Raw genomic sequence first — 15,991 nt, 5'->3', positions numbered from 1 at the left:
CCTTGCAGAGCTCTGTTCTAGATAATTTATCTCTACTTAGTGTTACTGGTATTCAGTACCACTTACTACTAGGTTAAAAATAGAACTGAATAGGGAAGTTGGCAACAGATCTTTTGTTACCAGCCATTCAGTCAGAATGATTTTTTGCATTTCGTTTTCAATGTTTCATACGGTAATTGAAATTTTCATGGTGCTTAGCCGATGTGCTTTAGCACGTACCACCAGTTCACCGACAAATGATTTATGCGGAGCGAAAGCGAATGTTATTTTCAGACTGGCTATGTGTAGATGGCAGAGAGACTCAATCTCATTTCACCTTTCATTGCGCCCGATTGTCTCATTTAACTTCGCACGATATTTATCCTGCCAGGTTTTCGAATCCTTCACTAGTTCGTCGCAAAAAGCAGCCACGTCTTCACCCGTAAGGTCAGTGACTTTCTTGCCATCCGCAGCCCCTTCCTCGAAAAGGTCAAGAATGCCGCGAAAGATCCGGCTAGTTTCCTTCCAATCCGTGAGGCCACCGGAGGTCCACATATATTTTTGAATAGCTTTATAAGCGTTATGGTACTCACTTGGAAGTGCCTTCGCACGAGCCTCCATAGCCCTCCATTCCCGCTTCTCTTCCAGACTCCCGATAATTTTTTCAAAAAAACTCATTTTACCTTCTCCTTTTGATTTCTTTCATTTTTAGTTCATTCATTTTGTCTGAAATAAATTCCCATCTTTCCCAAAAATTTTCAAGGCGTTCTTGACCTGCTGCATTCAGTGTATAAAATTTTCTCGGCGGTCCCACAGTGGATTGTTTTTTTTCTATATCCACGAGGTTGTTTTTCTCAAGCCGTATGGTAATTGTATATACTGTTCCTTCCACTACATCAGTGAAGCCAAGTTCCCGCAGCTGTTGTGTGATTTCATAGCCGTATGTTTCTCCACGGCTGATGATTTCAAGCACACAACCCTCGAGCACCCCTTTCAGCAATTCTGTTATTTTTTCCAACTTCATCACCCATTTGTATTAATCAGTATTCTGTATTACCGGTAATAAGCAATACTTACTACTGGTATATAGTAATACATAATAGCTGTTCTTGTCAAACGTTTTTCTTCTGAAACCACTTTACGAGGAAGTTCTCAGAATCTTGTTGAGGAATTATATCTCTCTAGGAAAAATACAAAACAGGCAGCCCTGCCCCAATGGTCTGCCTGTTTCAACCTAACTCCGTTTATGTCATTATTTTTTCACGGCTTTTATAATCATCGCAGCAGGAAATCGTTGTGCCTTATACAAGGAATAATAACCGTCAGACTGCTCTGCTTTTACGTCTTTTAGATCGGCTGGAACATCGCTTTCTATCACGCGTTCGATAGTAAATCCAGCAGTGATCAAGGCGTTGAGGTACGTGCTCATCTTCCGTCGCTGAAATGCCATCGGTTTATTTTCCCCTTTGAAATTATCGAATTGCAGCATGCCTTCCTCCTGATAAGAGGCATCTAAATAAAAACGTCCATCCTCGCTTTTCATATGGGGATATAAAGGGTGGTCCCAACTGAATATAAAGGAGCCTCCTACTTTCAGATACGAATAGATCAATTGAAAGGTTGCGGGTAGATCTGTCGTCCAGCCGATTGCATAAATCGAATAAACGTAATCAAAATATGCTTTGGGCAGGCCGATCTCCGTTTCCATAGGTGCACAGAACAAGTGAGTCAGATGATCCTGCAGGGTAATTTCCGCAATCCCTTTTTGTTCTTCTGAAAAATCAACACCCCATAACTCTGCTGCACCTTTTTCTGCCATATATTTTAGTGAATGACCGCTGCCAAAACCAATATCCAGTACCTTTTTGCTGGCTATCTCCCCAAATAACTGTAATTCTTCCTCCGACTGTGCGTATGGTCCATATCCCGGCAACGCATCCTGTCCGTTAAAATGGTGTGCTACTGCATTCCAACCGGACCTATTTTTTTCCAATAGCTCTTCTGTCAATTTCATCGCCTCCACTCCCTGGTAATTCCATGAGAAGCAATAAAATCCCTTTAAAATTTCAAAAAAGCAAGCTGTTTTACCACTAAGGTTTTTACAAAAAAAGCTGACCTGCATTCAGGTCAGCCGATAAACGAGACAAGCATGGGAATTAAAAACTTGCCCCATAATACAGTTATGCTGGCGGCGAAAATCATCGCCAAGGTCGAGAAAGTTGCAGCTTGCTCGCCATATTCCATTGCTTTATTGGTTCCGACGCCGTGCGCACTCGTACCTAACGCCAGGCCTTTTGCTATCGTCGATTTTATCGAAAAGCGCTTGATCACGGCTGGTCCGATGATCCCGCCGATAATGCCGGTGAGGATGACAAAAACGGTTGTCAAGGTAGGAATACCGCCAATATCTTTTGAAACTTCGATGGCAATTGGCGTGGTAATCGACCTTGGCAGTACACTGACCAGAAATTGATTGTTCAAGTGCATAAGCATCGAAAGCAAGAAAGAAGAAAATATTGCAACGAGCGTACCAATGGTAATGCTGGTCACGATTGTACCGATATATTTTTTCAATACGGATAAATGCTTATAAATGGGAATGGCAAATGCAACGGTTGCCGGTCCCAGCATATGCGTGAGCAGACTTGCACTGTCTAAATATTGATCGGCAGACACATGCAGCAAACTGATTAAACCAATGATCAAAATCGGGCTTAACAGCAACGGGTGAAAAATTGGCAGCGGCATGCGTTTATATCCTGCCTTCGCCAACATATATAACAAACTGGTTACGAAAATAAAAAAGATGATACTCATTGGGTATCACGCTCTTTCCGGATCATGATTTTATCTGCAATAAAGGCGGTGGTGCCCATGACAATAAAAGTGCTTATTCCGATGATCAACACTGTACTGAAGCCTTGCCAGCTAAGCATTTCATCATAATTAACAATTCCGACCGCAGATGGCACGAAAAACAGTAACAGTTCTGCGATCAGCCAGTTTCCGCCCTGCTCGACCCATTCCAGTTTTACCAACTTCAGGCAGAGGGCCAAAAACAACAGCAGAAGTCCGATCATCGATGCTGGTATCGGAATCGGAATAAGTACTTTGACACCAGCTCCCAGAAGCAGAAACAAATGAATGAAGACAATTTGAATAAGAATCGTAATGATTTTCAAAGCCTTTCCCTCCAAACTCCTATACCTAAGCTTAAAAATTCGATTATTCTCATCTTACAACCGTTGTCTTCATTCGTAAAATACATAAATATTATACAACATATAACTTTTGGTTATATTCGTTCGTGCATCTGCTGGATAAAATCAATAAACGTCCTGCTTGCATAAGAAATGTACTTTTCCTTTTTTGTAATCACCGCAAGATTCCAAGGAATGGTTGGATTCACTTTCAGAATATGCAAACCGCTGTTCTTCACTTTGTTACAGATCGAATCAGGTAAAATCGTAATCCCGAGATTGGCCGCGACCATTTCCGCCATCAAATCCCATTGCGAACTTTTAAACAAAATATCCGGGTGATAACCAGCCTGAATGAACTTCTCCAGAATGATGTCATGAAGGGCAAAATCTTCATGATAAAAAATAAATTCTTCATCTTTTAATTCCATTAAATCAATTGATTTTCGATTGGCAAAACGATGTTCCTGCGGCACGACAACATTCATTTTTTCTTCTACAATCGGATAGATATTAAATATATCCTCATCGACGGGCAGCACAGCGACCGCCAGATCCAGTTCCCCCTCATCTACACTTTTCACAACCTTAGCACCTCCATACTCGGTGATGGTTATTTTAATGTTTGGGTATTTCTTATGAAAGGCAGATAACACATTCGGAAAAAACAAGCTGCCGATGATCGGAGGCAGTCCGATATGAATGGCACCACGTTCCAACTGCGTCAAATCATTCAATATGGTTGCCATATCATCCAATTGGCCATGAATTTTCTTCGCATATTCTTTTACCACCATACCGGCATCTGTCAGTTCACTCGTTTTATTGGATCGGACGATCAACGTCATGCCCAATTCTTCCTCGAGGGCTTTGATCATTTTACTTAATGCCGGTTGAGAAATATGGAGTGATACCGCCGCTTTGGTGATGCTTTGTTGTTTTGCCACCTCTAAAAAATAATGCAATTGACGTAATTCCATCCGGGCACCTCCTATCGTTAGTATAACTGCTATTCGATTCAACTATCGTCATTTTATCAGACCGATGCAGGAAACAAGAAAAACATGCTTAATAGTAGAGCTATTCATCACCAATAAAGAAAGGTTGGCGAGCCTGCGGGAGGATACGGAGACGGATAATGTACTTACTAATAAAAAAAGACACTTGCCATGAAGAAAAAACTCCATACAAGTGTCTGCTGTATTTACTCATATTCTTTTTCGATCTTTCTCGTACTTCTGACCGTATCAATCGGCCGAACCGCATTTTCGATTTGGTCACGTTTCGACTCGAGAAATGGCGGCAGTGAAAGCTTTTCTCCCAGCGTTTCATATGGTTCGTCGCCCATGAAGCCTGGACCATCGGTTGCCAACTCAAACAAAATTTGCGGTGCCACCCTTGTGTACAATGATTTAAAGAAGAAACGGTCAACATACCCGGAGGTTTGAAAACCAAATCTTCGATACCATTGATCCCACTCTTCTAACTCTTTCCGGTCCTCGATACGGAAAGCGGCATGATGGACGGTACCAAATCCTTGGCGTGCTTGAGGAAGTACTTTGTTGTGTTCCACAATGACTTGTGCACCATTTCCTCCTTCACCAACTTCGAATAAATGGAAAGAACCTTCCTGATCTATTTCGTTAAAGACCAGAACTTTTTCCATCATTTCTTTAAAGTAATCGAAATTCGCAATCCGCACAAATATCGGACCTAGGCCGGTGATGGCATATTCCAATGGAATCGGGCCATCCTGCCATGGTGTTCCCGATGCGACCCCTTCATTGTGTTCATCGGATACCAATTGGTAATGCTGGTCATCAAAGTCGACGAACGACAACGTTTTTTTGCCGAACTGTTCTTTGATGCCGGTATGTTTTACTTCCAGACGGTCAAACCGCTTCACCCAATAGTCCAAAGCAGCGTCACTCGGAACCCGGAAGGATGTTTTAAAAATTTCATTGGTTCCATGCTCGCCTTTTGGTATCCCGGGAAAATCGAAAAACGTCATGTCGGTACCCGGGCTGCCTGTATCATCAGCGAAAAACAAATGATATGTTTGGATATCATCCTGATTGACTGTTTTTTTCACAAGCCGCATTCCAAGAACATACGTAAAAAATTCATAGTTCTTTTCCGCACTGCTGGTAATCGCTGTTACGTGATGAATTCCTTTCAACTGGTTCATCTCTATTCCTCCATGTATAAAATCACGAGCCACCGTAGACGCCTTAGCTATTCCCGGCGGCTAATGTCTCATTCCTATTTCTACTCTTCCAAAAATATCTTTAATTCAAGATAAATATATCATGTGCTCGTTTTTAGTGTCAATCCAAGTATCTTGTACCCATATTTACAGATAAATCCGTCATAGGAGACAGTAGGAATAATCTAAAAGAGTGGATAACCTTCCAGTTTTTTTAGATAGATCAATAAACGTTCTTCCACCTGTGCTTTCGTACCAAAGCGAATTACTTGTTCACGATTTAACACTTCCTCTTTTAACAACTGAAGGTGGGTGTAGGACATTGTCAGTAACTTTAAGAATACTTCCACGTGTAAATCAGCATGCTTCTGTCTGGAACCTGCAGTATATCCTTCCATAAACCCTTTGGCATTAGCTGCTAACTGAGGAATATATCGATCATAGTTGCCCTTTCCATACCTTATTGTGTTATAAAAGGTGGGAAACAAGGTTTGATAGTTGAAAAGGTGATTAGCAGCAAGAGATGTCCCAGAATATAGAAGGGGAAAAGGATCGATCATTTTAGCGCCACGTTGCGTAAAAAGAATATTTTCAGGGGACGTATCCTGATTGGTCAGGACGACTTGTTCCTTATCTACCGAGCGATTTAAAAGAAGACACTCTGCCTTCTTGATCACTTTTTCTTTGTTAAACTCGTAGGGACTAGCAACCAATTCTTGTAATTCTTCCTCATATTCTCTTGACTCCTCCAAAAGAAATGCATGCAAATCCTTTCCCATCTTACCTCTTAGTTCACCGTTTTCTCCTTCTTCAAGATAACCTATCCCCTTATAAGGAGGCTTCACCGATTCAAGCGCCCGAAAAAACATCCCTAACTCTCTTCCGTATTGTTTCGATTCTTTTGTTGTTTGTTGGCTTAATCCAGCGGAATCCCCCATATAGGATTCCATTGTGTAGGTCATATCCTTCTTTACACGGAACTTAAAATGCTCAGGACAAATCCCTTTTTTCACCTTGTTCGCATGCTGGTAAAACGCAAGCGTAGCAGCATATTCCTCCCTTAATGCTTTTTCGTTGAAAAGGACTTCTTTTTCATAGGCAATTTTCTTTGGAATACGCAGAACAAGTTGTTCTTCTTCAATCAAATAGGCAAAGTGCCAGGCACCTTCTCCTAATCTATTAATTCCTGACTCAGTCGCTATCTCTTTCATTCCCTCGGTTTTCAGGATTTTGTTAATATGTTCCAACTCTAGCGCAGGAGTTGCAGTAAGAAAAAGCATTTAGACGAAAACTCCTCCTATTTATATATTTTTACAGAAAAAACACGAAAGTTATCTGTCAACTAGGACGTGCTTCCTTCTCTGCCATTTCCCTTTCCGCTTTCTTGATTAATTCCGGCGATGTATAGATGACTTTTCCAATATAGAAAAAGCCTGCGATCGTAATCCCGGTTAACAGCCAGCTGAATGCCTGACGAAGAATGATCCCTTTATCGAATGCCTCCACTCCGTATTCTATAATCAACCAGGCTTTTACCAAAGCAAGGACGCCACTCCTCAACGCAAAAACAAGCGTGATCAGCTGAAAAATCAGAAAAAGCTGTTTCTGATAATAAAGACATTTACTAAACTTCCGATCATAGCCTTGCAATTCAGCAAAATCCAAACCGAAGTAAAGGGTAATCGGCTTTTTGATAATGATGGAACTGAAAAAAAACAAACTCATAGCTCCAGCATAGAAGACTTTGTTCCAAAGCAATTGCAGAGAAGAGCCTGCCAGGACATCAACCAACGTCTCGATCATCAGCGTAACGAGAATAAAGACGCCGAAAAAGTTGATTCGTTTCAATTCGAAAAAGCGATATACACTGTAAATAATCCCCGGGACAGAAGATAGCAGCATAGTATAATAATCTCCGATGAAATCACGGATAAAATGCCAAATAAATAATGGAAATAAGACATAAAAAATAATGTCGAGCAAAACAATATTTTTCTTCATTCCAACCACCTTTCCAATTAATCTGATGTTTTTCTTTAGTACGAAACCCTGCAAAATAAGGTTTCATTGCAAAAATGAAGGATATTAACACTCAAAGTTTTCTAACAATTTATTGTGCCTTATTATCAGTGGCTATAAAGCATTCGAAAAAAAGAGTGCTAAAAGCAAAAAAGAAAGGCCGATATATCAGCCTCCCACGTTTTATAGTCTTTTTTGCAAGAAATATTGATCGAATCCCTTAGGATGGTCTTCCAGGACCCCGAACACCTGATAACCCTGCTTTTGATAAAATTCTGGCGCCTGGAAGCTGAACGTATCAAGAAAAATCAAACGGCATTGTTTTTGCTCCGCAAGTATTTCGGCCTGCTTCAATAACTGTGCCCCATATACTTTGGAACGATGGCGTTCATCCACCCAAAGAAAATCTATATGCAGGTGATGCCAATACATTGTCCCGGTGATCCCGCCGATGATGTCACCATTCTCTGATGTCACCGTAAAACAGATGCTCTCTTTCGGGGTTTTCAAATGATTGGGCAGCTGGCTCATATTATGTTCAATTAATTTTTCTCTTATATACTCTTTATCTGACTGATTATCCGTTTTTTCAAGTTTCATTTCTTTCTCCTCTTAATTCATGATTAACATATCACTGTCATCAAATTCCCAATTTTCCCCATAAGCAACTTCCCAATAAAATCCATTCGGATCTTGAAAGTAGCCGCTATAACCACCCCAAAACACCGTTTGAGGCTGTTTGACGATTCTGGCCCCTGCTTCAGCAGCCTTGGCGAAGACTTCATCGACTTCCTGTATCGATTTTCCGTTGTATGCTAGACTGATTGCGGCAGCACTCGGATTTAACACCGGCGGGTCTTGTTCGTTGATGTCTTTTGCCAGTTGTTCCATAGGAAAAAGCGAAATTTTTGTCCCGCGGTTATTGAAGAAAATCACCTCAGGGTTCGATTCCTCCCCATAGACAATAACCTCGAAACCGAGACCGTCACGATAGAAATGCAAGGATTCCACCATATCTCGGACGCCGAGCGTTATCAAATTCAAACGATTCATTCTTTGGTCCCTCCTTTATTCTTTCACACCGCTTTCTAAGATAGAAAAAGCCAAGTCTTCACAATCAATTTCCGCCCTCGCACCGTATGGCAGGATGAATTTCGGTTCGGTATGTCCGAAATTCAGATTATGAAGAATCGGCAGCTTGGTAAGATTATGCTCCTCCATCACTTGCCTGATGACTGATTTGTATTCCTCATAATATGTTTCGTCCATTGGTTTTCCAAAGATGATACCGTTCGCCTTCTCCAGTATTCCCTGTGCAGCATAATTGCGCAGCCAGTACTTGATAAAATCTGGTTCCGGTTTTTCCTCAGACGTTTCAAAAAACAAGATGCTGTCTTCCCAATATTCCTCATCCGGCCACAGAATGGTTTGCTTCGCAAATTCCAGGACTTCTATACAACCGCCGATAAGCCGGCCTTGTACGCGCCCTTTTCCTTGTAAAAGTTCATAGCCAGCATTTGGACGCAGACTTCTTCGTTTGTTTTTATTTTCTTCTAACCATTCCAGACGTTCACTCGTCCACTGCTTTGCAGGTTTGATTTCTCCGATTGGTTCCGTACGGAAGAATGTTCGTTTCATATTCTCAACCGTATAGGCATCCATTTCCACGTTTTCAGCGAAATCTGTCATAATTGCTGGCCCATAAAAAGATGACACACCAGCTTTATGACAAAACAAATGCGCAATCGTCACATCCGAATACCCCATCAAAATTTTCGGATTCTGACGGATCACTTCGAAGTCAATGTAAGGCAGCAGTCTGATACTGTCATCCCCGCCGATATTCGCGATAACCGCCTTAATGGTTGGATCCCGAAATGCGGTCATGATGTCTTCCGCACGGGATTCAGGATGATGGTAAAGAAACGCTGCTCCTTTCAGACTGTGGGGCATTGCCACCACTTCAAGACCGAAAACATCTGAAAGTCTTTTGATTCCCTGCTGATATCTCCAGCGTAATTCAGGTTCTCCCGCCCCTCCCCAAGAAGGACTAATCGTAGCAACCCGGTCACCGGGCTTCAGTTTTTCTGGCTTCATCAACATGTTCATGATCACCTCTTTCACACTCTACATTACTTATTCGGTTTCATCATGGAAATTCCTTTATATTTCGACCTTTTCGACTTAAGAAAACTGTGTAATCCATTTCCAAATAGGAAGCAAACAGCGCAATATTTCCGCAGCCGGTTTTCTGTGACGAGCTATGCAGGATGCTATAAGAGTGCAAAAAAATTTTAAAATTGCCTTGCTATCGAATAGTTTTTTCCCAGAGACAAATAACTAAGCAGAAATCAGAAAAGAAAAAGGATGATTATGTATGGATATAATGGAACTAATACTTCGAATTTCCATCGGCTTTTTGGCTTTGTTTGTCCTGACAAGAATAATGGGAAGAAAAGAAATCAGCCAGATGACCTTTTTCAACTTTGTATCGGCTATCGCAATCGGTTCCATAACAGCAAACCTTGTTGCCAATCAAAATTTCAGTTTACGGAACGGTATTATTGCCTTGGCAGGCTGGAGTGCCTTTACCCTGATCATGGACTTAATCGATATAAAGTCCAAACAAGCAAGAAAAGTGGTTACTGGCACTCCGATCACTGTCATCAAAGAGGGGAAAATCATTGAAGATGCCATGCAGAAAAGCAGACTGGACCTGGACTCGTTAAAAGCGATGTTAAGACAGAAAAATGTTTTTTCCTTAAAGGATGTTGACTATGCTATTTTTGAAACAAACGGAAAGCTTTCCGTCATGAAAAAACAAGATAAGCAATCGGTGAACAAAAGCGATATGATGGTAGGCAGTCAACCGACTACATATCCACTCGCCACCGAGGTTGTCTCTGACGGGAAAATCCTTTCTCAAAATTTGTCCAAATTAAATTTGGATAATGCATGGCTGGAGAAGCAGCTTCAGCAGGCTGGTGTCGATTCCGTTGAAGATGTCTTTTACGCAGAAGTACAGCAAGACGGCTCTCTATTTATCGATAGCAAAGATAATTTACTGCATTAAAAAACAAGAACCGCTTCCTAAAGGAGTTGATAGCGGTTCTTGTTTTCTTCTTGTTCCTATACGCCACGCTTGTTTCCCCATACGAGTGCATGCACCTGTGGGAGAACGCGGACATGGTTGAGCATGTCAGATTGCATAACCTGGTCAATCAGCCACTGATACTTTTCCAACAGTTTAGCTGCCAGGATTGCAGGATCAGCTTCTGCTAAATCGTCATTGCCCACTTGCAAATAAAAATCCACCTGTGGGTAACGGTGATGTACGACGGAGGCATAATGCAAATCCTCCTCATCAAAAACGACCACCTTCAAACTGGTATGGGACTGCCTCCCACTGTCAGCCAGCCGGTTTACAATGGTGTCGAGCACCTGCCAATTCGTTTTCATGCCGGAACTGGGCGGTTTAGGAGAAATGGTCAAGTCATCTATATCGATAAACCAATCCTGCCAGCGGCTGCCCTGTGTCTCCAATGCAACTTCGACGCCTTGGTCATGCAGCATATTGATCAGCTCGCCCAAGTTTTGCAGCAATGCTGGATTGCCGCCGGAAATCGTCACATGGTCAAATCGGCTTCCGCCTTTTGCCTGCAGTCCTTCCATAATTTCGTCAGCAGTCATCATCCTGATGTCTTCCTTTGTACTGCCATCCCACGTAAAAGCTGAATCACACCAGGAACAGCCATAATCACAGCCGGCCGTTCGGACAAACATTGTTTTTCTTCCGACAACCATCCCTTCTCCTTGTATGGTCGGACCGAAAACTTCCAGAACGGGGAATTTAATCATTTTCCATCCACTCCCTCCGCGCTTCTGCAAAACTTGTCGGGGTTTCATACAGTTTAACGTACTCAACTCGAAGACTGCGATTATCCAAATTTTTTAGTGCCAAGTCCATTTGTCGATAAATCCAGACGACGATATTTTCCGCTGTCGTGTTCATTGCTGGCAGCATCTCATTCAAATAACGGTGGTCCAGTTGCACTTCTATTTTTTCTTTCCATATTTTTTTTATATCGCCGAAATCCAGGACGATTCCAATATCATTCGTGAACCCGCTGATGCCGAAGATCACCCGGTAGGTATGGCCGTGAAGATTTTTACATTTTCCTTCGTACGCATGTAAATGGTGAGCAGCGTCGAAAGTGAACTCTTTGCTTATCAGCACCCGTTTCTGATGATATCTCAACTCTTCTTTTTGAATATCTTCCCCGAGTTTCTCCAACTTCTCTACAATGGTAAAACCAAGCCCTTCCATTAAGCCTGCGCTCCTTCCCGCTTTGCTATGTAGGCATCCAATCCAGCACGACGAAGCTTGCAAGCAGGGCATTCTCCACAGCCATCAGCCCGTATGCCATGGTAACAGGTCAATGTTTTTTCCCGGACAAACGTAAAGGCGTTCAGTTGATCGGCAAGTTCCCATGTTTCGGTTTTATTGAGCCACATTAATGGTGTATGAATGACAAACTGTTCATCCATCGATAAATTCAGCGTAACATTTAACGATTTGACGAATACATCACGGCAATCCGGATAGCCGCTGAAATCCGTCTCACATACGCCTGTCACCACATGTTTGGCACCTATTTGTTTCGCCATAATCGTAGCAAATGATAAAAACAACAAGTTGCGTCCAGGTACAAACGTAGATGGCAGTCCGCCATTTTCTCCTTCTGTCACCTCTATCTCCGTTCTTGTCAGCGCATTCGGGGCAAGTTGGTTTAATAACGACATATCCAATACCGTATGCTTGATATCCAGATCGGCAGTGATTTCTCTGGCAACCTCGATCTCCTCTTGGTGGCGTTGATTGTAATCAAACGTCACGGCCTCGACCTCATCAAATTTTTCCATAGCCCAAAACAGGCACGTGGTACTGTCCTGCCCTCCGCTAAACACAACCACCGCTTTGTTTTTTTCCATTAAAAAATCCCCCTTTCCAATTGAAACGAGAATTCTATCTACACATTGAGTTGAATCGTTCCCTGTAAAAGAAGACGGAAATACAGGCACCGATCTTTCAAGTAAACAAAAAACGAACACAAAAAAACTATACCTAAGAAAGTATAGTCATTCCTTAGTTTTTTATAGAGGGTGTAGCTAGAACCTCTTATTTAGTTGCATTCTCATCATAACATGCCTGGCGCAAAACAAAAAGCAACTTTTGGATTACGAATTTACACGAAAGCTGTACAATAGACACAGGAAACAAAAGGAGGCGGTTACGATGAAATTAACCAATTCGACGCAGTTTATTAAATCCATTACATGGAACGGTGAAGAGATTCCCGCCGCTAATAGGTTTCCGTTTCATTTACCTGCGGTCCGTTCTCTGGATGAAATCGATTTTCATCCCACGATCACCTACTTAGTAGGAGAGAACGGCATGGGGAAATCAACCTTGTTAGAAGCTATAGCAATTGCTTATGGATTTAATCCCGAAGGCGGCACCCTACATTTCAACTTTTCCAGCTATGATTCCCATTCGGAACTTGATCACTATATCCGATTGGTAAAAGGAGTAAAGCGGCCAACAGACAGTTTTTTCTTCCGGGCGGAAACGTTCTATAATGTCGCGAGCAATATTGAAGAATTGGACAAAGGGCCGGGGGGAGGAAAAGTCATCGATGGATTTGGCGGACGTTCCTTACATAAGCAGTCTCATGGTGAATCTTTTTTTGCAGCATTCCTTCACCGTTTCCGGGGAAACGGCTTGTATATTCTAGATGAGCCGGAGGCTGCGCTGTCACCAATACGCCAGATGTCCATGCTCGCTCGTATTCATGAGTTAATCGAACAAGGGTCACAATTTATCATTTCCACGCACTCTCCGATTTTGATGGCCTATCCCGGAGCGAAAATCCTTCAGTTAAGTGAATCGGGAATTGAGGAAGTTCCTTTGGAGGATACCAGCCATTATACAATCATGAAACAGTTTTTTGAAGATAAAGACCGGCTCTTGCACCATTTGCTTCAATAATCTGGGTAAATACGCGGGGAAAAATGTATAACTTGACGGCTGCGGCGAAAAATAAAGCAAAAGATGATTGGAGCTGAAAGTAATGCCTCACAAACATGCCGTAAAAGTTTCCCTTGTATTTGCTATGATTTTCCTTATGTTCCCTATGATAGCTCTTGCCCAGCCCGAATACGCCGAGTGGGGAAGTATTGCCTTAGAAGATGCTAAAGCACAGTATCCAGACTATAATGCAACCGATTACGCCTACCAGGGAAAAGTTTTTATTTCTGATGAAAGGGAGCAATTTAATTTTCTTATTACACTTGAGGGGGATGAAACGAAAGAAGTCCGCGTTTATGTCCTGGTAAATCCCAAAACAGAGCAACTGATCGATGTTTACTTCGATGAAATGGAATAAAATTCGGTCATACGTTTTTGAGAATTTGTATGCGTAAAAAGGAAGTTGTTTGGCACACACTTTGCTCTCTCGTGGCTCCTCCCAGTTTCCTTCTAGGCACGAGAAAAAAGCGCGCTTCTGCGAAAAGCGTGCTTCTGCGAAAAGCGTGCTTTTTTTGTTCCATCCTCGTTTTTTAACGAGTCTTCTATACATATCATGCATAAATGGTACTGTTCCCGCCATAAAATGTGTTGTGGTAACAGAAAGGACGGATGTATATGGAGATTCATGTGGTCAGGCCGGGGGACACCCTTTGGTCTATTGCATTTGCTTATCAGACAACCATTGAAGCCATTAGGAAAACGAATGGGCTGACGAGTGATCTGTTAATGCCTGGTCTTGCTTTGTACGTTCCATCTCCTGCCGTCTTACCGGTACGCTACGTCCGTATCCAACAAGACGACAGTCTGGCAAAGTTGGCAAGGAAATGGCGGTCTACCATTCCACTCCTGCTGCAGGCCAATCCAGATATATCTCCGACTAATCTACCGATAGGAAATGTACTGGCAATTCCATCTCCAGTTCGTTATCCGATTCGAACGATCGGTTTTATCGATGCATTTGACCCGGCATCCATTCCCGAGTTATTAGATGAACCGTCTGCTTCCTTGACGTATGGAGCAGTATTCACTTACGCTGCACAATCTGACGGAGGCCTCTCCGACGTAGATGACGAAGAACTGATTGAAGCATTGATTCACCGTGATATCGACCCATTGATGGTCGTAAGCAATTACGCGGAAGGTACATTCAGCCCTGAATTAGCGGAAAGTGTCCTACAACCGGAAGCAAGAACAGTGTTAGTCAACAACATTGTTCATACAATCGAAGAAAAAGGCTACAAAGGTGTCAGCCTTGATTTTGAATTCATCCCCCCTTCATCAAGGGAGGCCTTCACCACCTTTTTCAAGGAACTGAAGGCTGCTATCGGCGATTTGCTGCTGCACGTCAATGTATTTGCTAAATCGGAAGATATGCCAGACAATCCATTTTCCGGCGCTTTCGATTATCTGGCAATCGGAGCCTCGGCGGATTTGGTAACGGTATTGACTTATGATTATGGATATACCGAAGGACCACCCGATCCAATTGCCCCTATTGGATGGGTAGAAGATGTCGTCCGTTATGCTGCAAGCTTGATTCCTGAAAGCAGCCTGACGATTGCCATTGCTTTGTTTGGCTATGACTGGCCGGGCACTTCCGCTGCTAACACGACCGGGCCCGCGACAGCTTTGTCTGCGCTGGAAGCCCAGCAAAAAGCATTGGAAAATTACACGGTCATTGAATATGATCAGGAAGCCCGCTCCCCTTACTATACTTACACTCTCAATGAACAGAAGCGGACTGTCTGGTTCGAAGATATTCGCAGCCTTTCGATCAAATATCAGCTTTTGGAAGCCTATCAATTGGCAGGCGCAGCCTACTGGAGGATAGGCTATGATTTCCCGCAAAACTGGGCCTATTTAGAAAAAAATATGGCTGTATTAAAAACTATTTGAACCAGCCCTTTTCCCGGAAACGCGAAATGGCTTCGATTCGATTGCTGACTTCTAGTTTGTCGAGGATCACGGAAATATAATTACGAACCGTTCCGTTGGTGATAGACAGCTGGTCTGCTATCTCTTGCGTATCTTTTCCATCCGCCATCAGCTTGATAACCTGTTCTTCCCGACCTGTTAGGGGATTTGCTTCCGCATAGGCGATATCGATCAATTCCGGTGCATAAACCTTGCGGCCGTCGATAATGACCCGGATGGAATTCGCCAATTCCTCACTAGGGCTATCTTTTAGCAAATAACCGTACACATCCGCTTTTCGGGCCCGCTCGAAGTAACCCGGCCTGGCAAAAGTCGTTAATATAATCACTTTGCATGCATTATCCTGCAACTCTTCCGCTGCCTCCAATCCGCTTTTTACAGGCATTTCGATATCCATCATGCAGATATCGGGCTGCTTTTTCCGGACTAACGACACCGCTTCTTCCCCGTTCCTGGCCATTCCGACCACTTCCATATCTTCTTCCAAATCCAACAACGATCCTAGTGCTCCGAGGAGCATCTGCTGATCTTCAGCAATCACTATTCGAATCACAAGCCATTCCT

General features: G+C 42.8%; 20 protein-coding genes and 1 riboswitch. Of the genes, 4 read left to right on the top strand and 16 right to left on the bottom strand.

All coding sequences use genetic code 11. From position 1 onward, the window contains the following. Positions 1-312: 312 nt before the first annotated feature. From ERJ70_RS05820 to ERJ70_RS05765, 12 genes are all read right to left on the bottom strand, one after another. Positions 313-657 carry a DUF1048 domain-containing protein gene (locus ERJ70_RS05820; protein WP_209367839.1) on the bottom strand — a complete coding sequence of 115 codons (345 nt, stop codon included), beginning with the start codon at positions 655-657 and terminating at the stop codon, positions 313-315. Position 658: 1 nt separating this feature from the next. Continuing rightward, a complete protein-coding gene (locus ERJ70_RS05815; protein WP_209367838.1) occupies positions 659-997 on the bottom strand; it encodes a PadR family transcriptional regulator in 339 nt (112 codons plus the stop codon). A 234-nt stretch (positions 998-1,231) separates the two neighbouring features. Beyond that, positions 1,232-1,993, bottom strand: coding sequence for a class I SAM-dependent methyltransferase (locus ERJ70_RS05810; protein WP_209367836.1), 762 nt, complete (start codon positions 1,991-1,993; stop codon positions 1,232-1,234). A 113-nt stretch (positions 1,994-2,106) separates the two neighbouring features. After that, the gene (locus ERJ70_RS05805) at positions 2,107-2,796 is read right to left on the bottom strand and encodes an LrgB family protein (protein WP_209367834.1); all 690 of its coding nucleotides are present in this window, start codon (positions 2,794-2,796) and stop codon (positions 2,107-2,109) included. Continuing rightward, complete coding sequence (locus tag ERJ70_RS05800; protein ID WP_209367832.1) at positions 2,793-3,161, bottom strand: CidA/LrgA family protein; 369 nt, start codon at positions 3,159-3,161, stop codon at positions 2,793-2,795. The genes ERJ70_RS05805 and ERJ70_RS05800 overlap by 4 nt, the downstream gene beginning before the upstream one ends. 113 nt (positions 3,162-3,274) lie before the next feature. Then, on the bottom strand, positions 3,275-4,159 hold the full coding sequence (locus ERJ70_RS05795) for a LysR family transcriptional regulator (protein ID WP_209367830.1): 885 nt from the start codon (positions 4,157-4,159) through the stop codon (positions 3,275-3,277). A 224-nt stretch (positions 4,160-4,383) separates the two neighbouring features. After that, on the bottom strand, positions 4,384-5,367 hold the full coding sequence (locus ERJ70_RS05790) for a ring-cleaving dioxygenase (protein WP_209367828.1): 984 nt from the start codon (positions 5,365-5,367) through the stop codon (positions 4,384-4,386). A gap of 203 nt (positions 5,368-5,570) precedes the next feature. Next, positions 5,571-6,665 (bottom strand): hypothetical protein, encoded by a 1,095-nt coding sequence (locus ERJ70_RS05785; protein ID WP_209367826.1) that lies wholly within the window; start codon positions 6,663-6,665, stop codon positions 5,571-5,573. 58 nt (positions 6,666-6,723) lie between these two features. Continuing rightward, complete coding sequence (locus ERJ70_RS05780) at positions 6,724-7,386, bottom strand: VC0807 family protein (RefSeq protein ID WP_209367825.1); 663 nt, start codon at positions 7,384-7,386, stop codon at positions 6,724-6,726. A gap of 201 nt (positions 7,387-7,587) precedes the next feature. Then, positions 7,588-8,004, bottom strand: coding sequence for a GNAT family N-acetyltransferase (locus ERJ70_RS05775; protein WP_209367823.1), 417 nt, complete (start codon positions 8,002-8,004; stop codon positions 7,588-7,590). Positions 8,005-8,016: 12 nt separating this feature from the next. Then, positions 8,017-8,457: a VOC family protein gene (locus ERJ70_RS05770; protein ID WP_209367821.1), complete on the bottom strand. Its 441-nt coding sequence runs from the start codon at positions 8,455-8,457 to the stop codon at positions 8,017-8,019. A gap of 15 nt (positions 8,458-8,472) precedes the next feature. After that, positions 8,473-9,507, bottom strand: a complete 1,035-nt coding sequence (locus ERJ70_RS05765) for a S66 family peptidase (RefSeq protein ID WP_209369160.1) — start codon at positions 9,505-9,507, stop codon at positions 8,473-8,475. A gap of 274 nt (positions 9,508-9,781) precedes the next feature. On the opposite strand from ERJ70_RS05765, the gene ERJ70_RS05760 reads away from it, so the two are divergent. Then, positions 9,782-10,477, top strand: a complete 696-nt coding sequence (locus ERJ70_RS05760) for a DUF421 domain-containing protein (RefSeq protein ID WP_209367819.1) — start codon at positions 9,782-9,784, stop codon at positions 10,475-10,477. Positions 10,478-10,533: 56 nt separating this feature from the next. Here ERJ70_RS05760 and queE read toward each other — a convergent pair whose 3' ends face one another. The 3 genes from queE to queC are packed head-to-tail and all read right to left on the bottom strand — an operon-like array spanning position 10,534 to position 12,396. Next, positions 10,534-11,262, bottom strand: coding sequence for a 7-carboxy-7-deazaguanine synthase QueE (gene queE / locus ERJ70_RS05755; RefSeq protein ID WP_209367817.1), 729 nt, complete (start codon positions 11,260-11,262; stop codon positions 10,534-10,536). Beyond that, positions 11,255-11,731, bottom strand: coding sequence for a 6-carboxytetrahydropterin synthase QueD (gene queD, locus ERJ70_RS05750; RefSeq protein WP_209367815.1), 477 nt, complete (start codon positions 11,729-11,731; stop codon positions 11,255-11,257). Before queD ends, queE begins: the two co-directional genes overlap by 8 nt. Beyond that, positions 11,731-12,396 (bottom strand): 7-cyano-7-deazaguanine synthase QueC, encoded by a 666-nt coding sequence (gene queC, locus ERJ70_RS05745; RefSeq protein WP_209367813.1) that lies wholly within the window; start codon positions 12,394-12,396, stop codon positions 11,731-11,733. The genes queD and queC overlap by 1 nt, the downstream gene beginning before the upstream one ends. 148 nt (positions 12,397-12,544) lie before the next feature. Further along, positions 12,545-12,589: riboswitch (PreQ1 riboswitch) on the bottom strand. A 111-nt stretch (positions 12,590-12,700) separates the two neighbouring features. Here queC and ERJ70_RS05740 point away from each other — a divergent pair. From ERJ70_RS05740 to ERJ70_RS05730, 3 genes are all read left to right on the top strand, one after another. Continuing rightward, a complete protein-coding gene (locus ERJ70_RS05740; protein WP_209367811.1) occupies positions 12,701-13,453 on the top strand; it encodes an AAA family ATPase in 753 nt (250 codons plus the stop codon). 82 nt (positions 13,454-13,535) lie between these two features. After that, complete coding sequence (locus ERJ70_RS05735; RefSeq protein WP_209367809.1) at positions 13,536-13,850, top strand: DUF3889 domain-containing protein; 315 nt, start codon at positions 13,536-13,538, stop codon at positions 13,848-13,850. Between the two features lie 257 nt (positions 13,851-14,107). Beyond that, positions 14,108-15,388, top strand: a complete 1,281-nt coding sequence (locus tag ERJ70_RS05730; RefSeq protein WP_209367807.1) for a glycosyl hydrolase family 18 protein — start codon at positions 14,108-14,110, stop codon at positions 15,386-15,388. Here the strand turns inward: ERJ70_RS05730 and ERJ70_RS05725 are convergent. After that, the gene (locus ERJ70_RS05725; protein WP_209367806.1) at positions 15,381-15,980 is read right to left on the bottom strand and encodes a response regulator transcription factor; all 600 of its coding nucleotides are present in this window, start codon (positions 15,978-15,980) and stop codon (positions 15,381-15,383) included. The two genes, ERJ70_RS05730 and ERJ70_RS05725, sit on opposite strands and share 8 nt — an antisense overlap. Positions 15,981-15,991 lie beyond the last annotated feature (11 nt).

The organism is Sediminibacillus dalangtanensis (assembly GCF_017792025.1).
GTDB lineage: Bacteria > Bacillota > Bacilli > Bacillales > Amphibacillaceae > Sediminibacillus > Sediminibacillus dalangtanensis.
Note: the sequence above shows the minus strand (reverse complement) of the source record. Positions and strands in the feature narration are given on the sequence as shown.

Excerpts from the sequence above, each read along its gene's own strand:
- queC (WP_209367813.1), bottom strand. The coding sequence starts at position 12,396 with ATGGAAAAAAACAAAGCGGTGGTTGTGTTTAGCGGAGGGCAGGACAGT.
- ERJ70_RS05790 (WP_209367828.1), bottom strand. The coding sequence starts at position 5,367 with ATGAACCAGTTGAAAGGAATTCATCACGTAACAGCGATTACCAGCAGT.
- ERJ70_RS05765 (WP_209369160.1), bottom strand. The coding sequence starts at position 9,507 with ATGTTGATGAAGCCAGAAAAACTGAAGCCCGGTGACCGGGTTGCTACG.
- ERJ70_RS05735 (WP_209367809.1), top strand. The coding sequence starts at position 13,536 with ATGCCTCACAAACATGCCGTAAAAGTTTCCCTTGTATTTGCTATGATT.
- ERJ70_RS05760 (WP_209367819.1), top strand. The coding sequence starts at position 9,782 with ATGGATATAATGGAACTAATACTTCGAATTTCCATCGGCTTTTTGGCT.
- ERJ70_RS05775 (WP_209367823.1), bottom strand. The coding sequence starts at position 8,004 with ATGAAACTTGAAAAAACGGATAATCAGTCAGATAAAGAGTATATAAGA.
- ERJ70_RS05780 (WP_209367825.1), bottom strand. The coding sequence starts at position 7,386 with ATGAAGAAAAATATTGTTTTGCTCGACATTATTTTTTATGTCTTATTT.
- ERJ70_RS05795 (WP_209367830.1), bottom strand. The coding sequence starts at position 4,159 with ATGGAATTACGTCAATTGCATTATTTTTTAGAGGTGGCAAAACAACAA.
- ERJ70_RS05740 (WP_209367811.1), top strand. The coding sequence starts at position 12,701 with ATGAAATTAACCAATTCGACGCAGTTTATTAAATCCATTACATGGAAC.
- queE (WP_209367817.1), bottom strand. The coding sequence starts at position 11,262 with ATGATTAAATTCCCCGTTCTGGAAGTTTTCGGTCCGACCATACAAGGA.
- ERJ70_RS05730 (WP_209367807.1), top strand. The coding sequence starts at position 14,108 with ATGGAGATTCATGTGGTCAGGCCGGGGGACACCCTTTGGTCTATTGCA.
- queD (WP_209367815.1), bottom strand. The coding sequence starts at position 11,731 with ATGGAAGGGCTTGGTTTTACCATTGTAGAGAAGTTGGAGAAACTCGGG.
- ERJ70_RS05770 (WP_209367821.1), bottom strand. The coding sequence starts at position 8,457 with ATGAATCGTTTGAATTTGATAACGCTCGGCGTCCGAGATATGGTGGAA.
- ERJ70_RS05785 (WP_209367826.1), bottom strand. The coding sequence starts at position 6,665 with ATGCTTTTTCTTACTGCAACTCCTGCGCTAGAGTTGGAACATATTAAC.
- ERJ70_RS05805 (WP_209367834.1), bottom strand. The coding sequence starts at position 2,796 with ATGAGTATCATCTTTTTTATTTTCGTAACCAGTTTGTTATATATGTTG.
- ERJ70_RS05820 (WP_209367839.1), bottom strand. The coding sequence starts at position 657 with ATGAGTTTTTTTGAAAAAATTATCGGGAGTCTGGAAGAGAAGCGGGAA.
- ERJ70_RS05810 (WP_209367836.1), bottom strand. The coding sequence starts at position 1,993 with ATGAAATTGACAGAAGAGCTATTGGAAAAAAATAGGTCCGGTTGGAAT.